Here is an 8,174-nt window from a genome sequence, read left to right on the forward strand (position 1 = left end):
GCAAGATGATGCCAATCCGTGATAACCACGGCGCAATCCGCGTGTTCGATCCCGGTTCAGTTCCCCTGCCTAAAGATGTGCTGGCACTCCACCATGATTTTATCGCTGAACGCGCTAAAGAAGAGGGCCGCATCCCTTCATTCCAAATGATCATTGACGATATTAACGCCGTATCCCACAGCAAATTAATAGGAAGACCATAATGAAAATCAAGCACGCACTGTTCACCGCAGGTAACTCATCTTTCTACTTCGATGACCAGCAAGCCATCAAAAATGGTGCGAAATTGGATGGATTTATCTATCAAGGTAAGCCTGTAACTGAGGGATTTAGCGCAATTCGTCAGGCGGGTGAATGCGTCAACGTCCAATTAATCTTAGAGAATGGTGCTGTCGCTGTGGGCGACTGCGCCGCGGTACAATACTCGGGTGCCGGTGGCCGTGATCCTTTGTTTATCGCTGCAAATTTTGTTCCTTTTCTGGAAAAACATATCAAACCTCTGCTGGAAGGCCGCGATATCAGTGAGTTTCGTCTGAATGCCGCCTTCTTTGATGAAGTGACTATTGAGGGTAAACCACTGCATACGGCCATCCGTTACGGCCTTTCTCAGGCATTACTGGATGCAACCGCATTAGCAACGGGCCGCTTGAAAGCAGAAGTGGTGTGCGATGAATGGCATCTGCCGTTAATTGCCAAATCGATCCCCTTGTTTGGTCAAAGCGGTGACGACCGTTATATCGCCGTCGATAAAATGATCCTTAAAGGTGTGGATGTTCTGCCACATGGCCTTATCAATAATGTTGATGAAAAACTGGGCCGCAATGGCGAAAAACTGCGTGAGTATGTGAGTTGGTTAGCTAAACGCGTGAGTGATTTGCGTGTCGACCCGAGCTACAAACCGGATTTACATATTGACGTTTACGGCACTATTGGCCTGATTTTCAACATGGACCCGATGCTGTGCGCAGAGTACATCGCCAGCTTGCAGGAACAGGCCGGTGAACTGAATTTATATATCGAAGGGCCGATTGATGCGGGCAATAAACCAGACCAAATCCGCTTGTTAACCGAAATCACCCGCAACCTGAAAAAACTGGGTTCGAATGTCAAAATCGTGGCCGACGAGTGGTGTAACACCTACCAAGACATCATCGATTTTACTGATGCAGGTAGCTGCCACATGGTGCAGATCAAAACCCCTGATCTGGGCAGTATTCACAACATTGTTGATGCCGTTCTGTACTGCAATAAAAAAGGTATGGAAGCGTATCAAGGCGGTACTTGTAACGAAACCGATATCAGCGCCCGCACTTGCGTACACGTTGCTCTCGCCTCCCGGCCAATGCGTATGCTCATCAAACCGGGTATGGGCTTTGATGAAGGGATGAATATTGTGTTTAACGAGATGACTCGCACCATCGCGCAACTGAATGCAAAGGCCAACTGATATGTCTAAAACTTTTAAAATCCTATCGCCAACAGCCATTCTGGGATATGGATTTCCAGAAGAAAGCTTTATGAGGGCGATGGAGGAGTCACCTGATTTAATCGCCGTGGACGCGGGTTCCTCCGATCCCGGCCCGCACTATCTGGGCTCAGGCAAACCATTTACCGATCGGGCGGGGGTCAAACGGGATCTGCGCTATATGATAACCGCAGGGGTGAAACAGGGGATTCCAGTGGTTATCGGCACGGCAGGGGGGTCAGGGGCCGCACCGCATTTGGAATGGTGTCGCCAAATCATTTTAGACATTGCCCAAGAGGAGTCGCTCAACTTTACTCTGGCGGTTATTCCTGCTGATGTCAGCAAAGAAGCGGTTCATGCTGCCCTTGATGCAGGCAAAATTCAGGCGCTGGATTTTGTCCCTGAACTGACTCATGAAGCCATTGATGCAACAACTTATATCGTTGCACAGATGGGAATTGAGCCTTTTCAGGAGGCATTACGCGCTGGCGCACAAGTGGTGTTAGGTGGCCGTGCTTATGACCCCGCATGCTTTGCCGCGCTCCCTATCATGATGGGGTTTGATGAGGGGCTGGCGTTACATTGCGGCAAGATTCTGGAGTGCGCGGCCATTGCAGCAACACCGGGATCAGGTTCTGACTGTGCAATGGGTATTCTGGATGAAACCGGTTTTACATTGAAGACCTTCAACAAGAACCGCCAGTTCACAGAAACCTCTGCTGCCGCACATACATTATATGAAAAATCAGACCCTTACTTTTTACCTGGCCCCGGTGGGGCATTGAATCTGAAAGCATGTAACTTTAAAGATATGGGTAATGGTCAGGTGCGTGTCACTGGATCGGTACATGAACATACGCCCTACACCGTGAAGCTGGAAGGTGCTCGCCCGGTCGGTTATCGCACACTGAGTATTGCTGGCACACGCGACTCGATTATGATTGCCGATATCGATAACATCTTGCTTGAAGTGCGCAAAAGTGTGGAAAAAAACCTGAGCATCGAGCCAGACTCAGTGCAGCTTAATTTTCACTTGTACGGCAAAAATGGCGTGATGGGAAAAATGGAGCCAGAGCCGGATACCACATCTTATGAATTGGGTATTCTGCTGGATGTTGTGGCCCCTTCTCAAGCGACAGCCGACAGCATTTGCTCACTGGCCCGCTCTACCCTACTTCATTATGGTTATGCTGGCCGGATTGCAACCGCAGGCAATTTAGCTTTCCCATTTTCCCCATCAGATATTAGGGCCGGTCTGGTTTATGAATTTTCCATTTATCACCTAATGGAATATACGCCAGAGATTGCCTTTAAGTTCCGCCTGGAAAATATCACAGCAGAAGGAGTGATGGCATGAATATATCAATTTTAGATTTAGCTCATGTCGTCAGGTCAAAAAATGCCGGGCCATATGAATTAGTGCTAGATATTTTGTTTAAGGATAAAGATATATATTCATCCATTAAAAAATCCGGCCAATTTAAAAAAGAGCTAATAGCAGAACTTTATAAAATTGAACCTGACCTTGTTCATCGTATTGTTTGGTTTGATCCGGCAAATGCCGTCAAGGTGGTCATGCCGCGTAGCCTTGTCTCTGGCGCTGTAGGCGACACTGACGTTTATGGCGCTCAGCAACATGCACCATTATTGAAGCTTAAGTTCAATATGTAGTTTTTCATTAGTTGTCACCGTAGAACTTATTTCCTAAATCATCCGGTGCATTGTGCTGCGCTATGTGCTTCGCCCTGCACCGTTTTCAATATACCGATAAACACAACATCAGTAACACCCTTAAATGACTTTAGAAAAACAATACCACCCTACTTATAAATGGAATCATTATGAAATCAAAAAATTTGACCACAATGATCATATTGGGTCTGATAATAGGTATTATTGTCGGGTTTTTAATAAACTCCTTTAGCAGCCCTGCTTTTGCAAAATCGTACGCATCCGAAATATCTATTTTTACTGATATATTCCTACGATTGATCAAAATGATTATTGCCCCGTTAATCATCTCAACATTAGTGGTTGGGATAGCTAAAATGGGTGATGCCAAAACATTAGGGCGCGTTTTCTCAAAAACGCTGTTCCTGTTCATTTGCGCAGCATTCATTTCCATTTTGCTCGGTTTAGTGGTGGTTAACCTCCTAAGACCCGGGGATGGCATTAACTTCGTAGCAGCAACCGCCAGCGCTGTGGACGGCATTGCACCGGTACCATTCTCTGCAAAAGTCTTTATCTCGCATGCTATTCCAACCAGCATTGTTGATGCGATGGCACGGAATGAAATCCTACAAATTGTCGTATTCTCCATCTTCATGGGGATTAGCCTTTCCGCCATCGGCGAAAAAGCACAACCCATTGTTTCTGTATTAGATTCGCTGGCACATCTGATGTTAAAACTCACGGGTTATGTCATGTTATTTGCGCCGCTGACCGTATTTGCCGCCATATCCGCGATGATTTCTGAGCGGGGATTAGGTGTCTTGGTCAGCGCCGGTATCTTTATGGGTGAGTTTTATCTGACCCTTGGCCTGTTGTGGCTTATTTTAATTGGCTGTTCAATTCTGCTGATTGGTCGTTGTACTCTGCGATTAATAAAAGGTATCAGTGAACCTGCATTGTTAGCCTTTACCACCTCCAGTTCTGAAGCCGCCTTCCCCGGCACGTTGGAAAAACTGGAAGAGTTCGGTGTTTCTAACAAAATTGCCAGTTTTGTGCTCCCTATCGGCTACTCCTTCAACCTGGTAGGTTCAATGGCATATTGCTCTTTTGCCGTCATATTTATTGCTCAGGCATGTAATATTCATCTGAGCATGGGTGAGCAAATCACCATGTTATTAATTCTGATGCTGACCTCTAAAGGCATGGCAGGTGTACCGCGCGCGTCATTAGTGGTTATAGCCGCCACCCTCAGCCAATTTAATATCCCGGAAGCTGGCTTGATTCTATTAATGGGTGTTGATCCCTTCCTCGATATGGGCCGTTCAGCCACTAACGTCATGAGTAATGCGATTGGTGCAGCACTGGTGGGGCGTTGGGAAGGTGAACATTATGGTGAAGGTTGCCATGGTGTGGCGAAAATTTGTACCGAAACGGTCGCTATTCAAGAAACAGTCGCCGTTCAAGAGAATTTCACTCTTGAGGCGCAAGCTAAATAGCGCCACCTAAGCCTTTACGCCACATCAGGAAAACAAAACCCCAGGCTGACATAAGCCTGGGGGCAGGTCATCGGAGTGTGTTAATCCATAGGGAGCAGGTCACATCCAGTATAAACATGAGTGTTTTGCTGATTTTTTTATGTTAATGCTAATCAGTGCTTACCGTTGGGAAGTCCCACTGCATGTCGCGAGGTTCAGTGCCACTGTTAAAACTATAAATTGTCTCAGATGCTTTCCTTCATCTTCGGTATCGCTCTGGAATACGGATTAGATATAACTATCAGTTATGATGGATCTTTGTCTATCTAAGTATGATTTCTGTTTAGTGATCTCGAGCACCGTAATGTTCATCAGTCGAAATATTAATTAGACGTAATTCTTATATAAAGATAGAATACTATTTCGCAGAAATAAGGAGATAACGCGGTGACAGAGTTAGAAATGGAAAATAAACTTTTGGATCATGGATTCACGGACAAGAATATTGCGCATATGCGAAAAATAATTTCGCGTGATGAAACGCAAACGGAAACATATTCTACTTTACTAGAAGATTTAAAAAAACGATTTTGGGCAGGGTGTTTGATTTGTGTGATTTTATTTACCCCTCTTATTTTTATGATGTTCAATGATTATACATCGGATGAAATATTCAGTTATCTTGTCGCTCTGATTTTTGGCTTGTTTATGACTTATTATATAACGCCACTTAACTTGGCATGGAAATCATATAGATACCTTTCCAATAAGGAGGAATGATCCTCCTTGCTGTCTATTTTTTTTCATACTCTGAATTATCATCCAGATAAGTGCTACCGATAACTCTTATTTTATTTGTAGCCTTAACACCTTGTATGGCAAGGGCTGGCTTACCCATACTACTTATTTTACGGTAGTAATCGGATGGGATATATTTATACAATCGCCACGCATCGGGTTTTAATGACAATTTAATGACACCATAAAATGACGTTGTTAAATCTGTCGCATAATAGGCTAACATACCGGTTTTTCTTTCAAATCCAAAAAATTCAGCCGTTCCCATATATGCATCCTGCATAAAACCGGTGGCATTTTTATTACCTCTTAACCGCTGAACCCCTTCTGATATACTGCTTGCACCATTTAATATCAAATGAGCACCAACGATGGTACCGACAATATTTCCTGAAGCTATTGAGCCAAGGAGAATTCCACCTCCGGCGACCATCTGTAAACCGCCAACAATTACAGCTATACCATCAATTACATATCCGATGATTTTATCATGTTCTTCAATTTTAGCGGATATATACACTTTAGCTTGTTTTAAGGACAACATGCTGTCTTGTGTAGAAATGTGATAACATTCAAGTTTTATGTTTTCTATCCCTTCCTTACATTCAAGATCTGTTTTTGCATACCGTATAAATGTAAGGTTCCTTTCTGCGAATTCTTTTATGTCATTCTCAAATTTAATCCTCAGAAATGCATCACGAATATGATTGAAAGAAACTATTCTTGAAAGGTTTACCAAGTTATTCGCTTCTATTTTTGCCATAGCATAAAAATAGTTATTATTTCTTTCTCGTGAGCTTAAACCAATATCCATTTGTTTTTTCCTTTTTATGGGAAAAGTCTAGCTACGAATAATATCATTAGAACTTTATAATTGGTCTAGTCTGCATGTATTTTAGGATTATTGCTCGTACATATATAAGCAATTCAGAGGTTTCTCAATTTTAAAATTCAAATACAGGCGGTGTTAATCATGGCAAAAGATGATAGATGTTAAAAGTAATCTTCGGTGTCAGGGTCTTGCTGTAATGGCACAGCTGAGAGTTATCCTGTTAGCGTAGTTACCTCCGTGCAAAATGGTGGCGATCAGAACATGTGATGCTGGATGTCATAACCACCTGAAATACCGCAAGTAAAACTCACATAATGCGCCGTAGTGGATAAACTTAATTATCCTAAAATGAGCTGAGAGACAAACTTTAGTGCTAACGGACAAACTTTATTGTCTCTGCACAGCCGCCAGTGCCTGCGCACAGGCCCAGGCAGAGCTCCAGGCCCATTGGAAGTTATAACCCCCTAACCAGCCAGTGACATCAACCACTTCACCAATAAAGTACAACCCAGGCACTTTATGTGCTTCCATTGTTTTGGAGGAGAGTTCTTGGGTATCAACGCCACCCATTGTGACCTCAGCGGTGCGGTAACCTTCTGTACCATTAGGTTGCACCCGCCACTGTTGCAGGTTTGCCACCAATGCAGCCTGCTGCGGCGCATTTAACTGCTTCAAGGTGACATCCGGCAGTTGCTCCAACGTCTGTAAGCACTCCACCAACCGCTTAGGTAATAGTTGAGCCAATGTGTTCTTCAACGTTTGATTGGGATGGGTTTGTCGCTCATTGTTCAGAAATACATCTAAATCAGTGTCAGGAAGTAAGTTAATGCTCACATACTCGCCAGCCTGCCAATAGCTTGAAAGCTGTAAAATAGCTGGGCCAGAAAGACCGCGGTGGGTAAATAAAATACTCTCACGGAAACTCACACCATTTTCCGCCGTCACCACCGCAGGGACTGAAACACCTGAGAGTGTTTGCAAGTGATCCAATAAAGGCTTGTGCAAGGTAAAAGGCACCAAAGCAGCGCGGGTTGGCAATACTTTCAAACCAAACTGTTCTGCCAACTTATAGCCGAAAGGAGAGGCACCCAACCCAGGCATAGACAATCCACCTGAAGCCACCACAAGAGAGTGAGTGCTCACTTTCATTTCGTTGACCTGTAACACGAAACCCGTCTCGTTTTTTTCAACTGACAGGATATCACTGCGCAGTCGAATCGTGACTTGCCCTAAGTCGCACTCTTTCAGTAAAAGTTCAACCACTTGTTGGGCAGAATCATCACAAAACAGTTGCCCTAGCGTTTTTTCATGCCAGGCGATGTTATAGCGATTCATCAGGTCAATGAAATCCCATTGGGTGTAACGTGCTAAAGCAGATTTACAGAAATGAGGATTTTGTGAGAGATAGGCTGCGGGTTCGATAAACATATTGGTAAAGTTACAGCGGCCACCACCGGACATCAATATCTTGCGCCCGGCTTTTTTGCCATTATCAACCAAGAGTACCCGGCACCCGGCTTGCCCGGCCTGAGCCGCACAAAACAAGCCCGCAGCACCTGCGCCTATCACTACCACATCAAACTGTTCCACACTGGGCCTCACTGAGTAAAATCATCATCACTGCAAAAGTGTCCGTTTTCTCGCCAAACTGCATGCTATTTGTTCATTCAACCGACAAATTAGCGGCGGGAGATTGTAAGTCGCCCACTCTCAGGAAGCTATAGTAAGAAAATGTCTCATAGAGTAAAACTAAGTAACCTGCTGATATAACATGCATATGTTGTTAAAAATGGCGAATTCATCCGAGGTCATGTCAAAAAAAGGTCATATTTTCCTTTTCCCCACCCCCCATTGTCACTGATAATGCGCCGCGTTCATGTCCACAAACTGGCGTAACGCTTATGCTACATCTTTTCGCTGGCCTGGATTTCCA

General features: G+C 44.4%; 7 protein-coding genes and 1 pseudogene. 6 read left to right on the forward strand and 2 right to left on the reverse strand.

The features are described from left to right. The 6 genes and pseudogenes from ACNSO8_RS00225 to ACNSO8_RS00250 form a co-directional block, all read left to right on the forward strand. Positions 1-203 (forward strand): annotated as a pseudogene (locus ACNSO8_RS00225) (methylaspartate mutase subunit E); the annotation flags it as partial. Beyond that, positions 203-1,447 (forward strand): methylaspartate ammonia-lyase, encoded by a 1,245-nt coding sequence (locus tag ACNSO8_RS00230; protein WP_418393471.1) that lies wholly within the window; start codon positions 203-205, stop codon positions 1,445-1,447. The pseudogene ACNSO8_RS00225 and the gene ACNSO8_RS00230, both read left to right, overlap by 1 nt. A gap of 1 nt (position 1,448) precedes the next feature. Further along, complete coding sequence (locus ACNSO8_RS00235; RefSeq protein WP_418393472.1) at positions 1,449-2,822, forward strand: acyclic terpene utilization AtuA family protein; 1,374 nt, start codon at positions 1,449-1,451, stop codon at positions 2,820-2,822. Next, on the forward strand, positions 2,819-3,136 hold the full coding sequence (locus ACNSO8_RS00240; RefSeq protein WP_418393473.1) for a DUF4387 domain-containing protein: 318 nt from the start codon (positions 2,819-2,821) through the stop codon (positions 3,134-3,136). The genes ACNSO8_RS00235 and ACNSO8_RS00240 overlap by 4 nt, the downstream gene beginning before the upstream one ends. 170 nt (positions 3,137-3,306) lie before the next feature. Next, positions 3,307-4,632 carry a dicarboxylate/amino acid:cation symporter gene (locus ACNSO8_RS00245; protein WP_418393474.1) on the forward strand — a complete coding sequence of 442 codons (1,326 nt, stop codon included), beginning with the start codon at positions 3,307-3,309 and terminating at the stop codon, positions 4,630-4,632. Positions 4,633-5,058: 426 nt separating this feature from the next. After that, on the forward strand, positions 5,059-5,391 hold the full coding sequence (locus ACNSO8_RS00250; protein ID WP_418393475.1) for a hypothetical protein: 333 nt from the start codon (positions 5,059-5,061) through the stop codon (positions 5,389-5,391). Positions 5,392-5,404: 13 nt separating this feature from the next. On the opposite strand, the gene ACNSO8_RS00255 is transcribed toward ACNSO8_RS00250, so the two are convergent. Both ACNSO8_RS00255 and ACNSO8_RS00260 read right to left on the reverse strand, forming a co-directional pair. Continuing rightward, a complete protein-coding gene (locus ACNSO8_RS00255; RefSeq protein ID WP_418393477.1) occupies positions 5,405-5,992 on the reverse strand; it encodes a DUF4225 domain-containing protein in 588 nt (195 codons plus the stop codon). Between the two features lie 636 nt (positions 5,993-6,628). Next, positions 6,629-7,831 (reverse strand): NAD(P)/FAD-dependent oxidoreductase, encoded by a 1,203-nt coding sequence (locus tag ACNSO8_RS00260; RefSeq protein ID WP_418393476.1) that lies wholly within the window; start codon positions 7,829-7,831, stop codon positions 6,629-6,631. Positions 7,832-8,174 lie beyond the last annotated feature (343 nt).

This window comes from Yersinia sp. LJYL362 (genome assembly GCF_048323875.1).

Coding starts and splice junctions, on each gene's coding strand:
- ACNSO8_RS00240 (WP_418393473.1), top strand. CDS start 2,819: ATGAATATATCAATTTTAGATTTAGCTCATGTCGTCAGGTCAAAAAAT.
- ACNSO8_RS00235 (WP_418393472.1), top strand. CDS start 1,449: ATGTCTAAAACTTTTAAAATCCTATCGCCAACAGCCATTCTGGGATAT.
- ACNSO8_RS00230 (WP_418393471.1), top strand. CDS start 203: ATGAAAATCAAGCACGCACTGTTCACCGCAGGTAACTCATCTTTCTAC.
- ACNSO8_RS00245 (WP_418393474.1), top strand. CDS start 3,307: ATGAAATCAAAAAATTTGACCACAATGATCATATTGGGTCTGATAATA.